General features: G+C 70.7%; 1 protein-coding gene and 1 pseudogene. Both read right to left on the bottom strand.

Going from position 1 to position 621, the window contains the following annotated elements; all coding sequences use genetic code 11:
* Nucleotides 1-268: pseudogene (locus B3T77_RS09745) on the bottom strand (hypothetical protein); the annotation flags it as partial.
* 5 nt (nt 269-273) lie between these two features.
* A partial coding sequence (locus B3T77_RS09740; RefSeq protein ID WP_292079153.1) for an ExbD/TolR family protein occupies nt 274-621 on the bottom strand: 348 nt, incomplete at its 5' end.

Genomic DNA, 621 nt, shown 5'->3' with positions numbered 1-621 from the left:
GTTGCGGCGGCGTCGGCTCGGGCGTCGGCGGCACGGGATCGGGCTGCTGCACCGGGGCGGTCGCCGCGTCGTCGGGCGAGGGTTCGGGCTGCGGATTGTCCGCCGGCGCCGCCTGGATCACCTCCTCCGACACGATGGTCACCGGCACCGAGGCGACCAGCGGCGTCTCGTCCTCGTCCATCTTTGGCGACACCATCAAGAAGGCGAGCGCGACTGCCCCGGCGTGCAGGGCGAGCGATCCGAGGATGGCGGGGCTCGGCCGACGCAAAGGATTCAGGCCTCCGGCGCCGTGTCGGTGATCAGGTTCAGCTTGGTGAAGCCCGAGGCGCTCAATCGCGCCATCACCCGCGCCACCGCCTGATAGGGGGCGCGCCCGTCGGCCCGCACAAACACCGGCCGCTCGGCCGCCTTGTTGGCGCCGCCCGCCTCGGTCAACAGGCGCGTGGACAGGGCGTCGAACGCCGTCTCGCTGTCGCCGACGAAGATCGCGCCCTGCTGGTCGATGCTGACCGACAGGGGTTCGGACTTGATCTCAACCGCGCTGGCCTCGGTCTTGGGCAGTTCGACCGGCACGCCCACCGTCAGCAGCGGCGCCGAGATCATGAAGATGATCAGCAGCAC

The organism is Brevundimonas sp. UBA7838 (assembly GCF_002500885.1).
Classification (GTDB): domain Bacteria; phylum Pseudomonadota; class Alphaproteobacteria; order Caulobacterales; family Caulobacteraceae; genus Brevundimonas; species Brevundimonas vesicularis_C.
The sequence above is the reverse complement of the archived record's forward strand: the minus strand, read 5'-3'. Positions and strand labels throughout refer to the sequence as shown.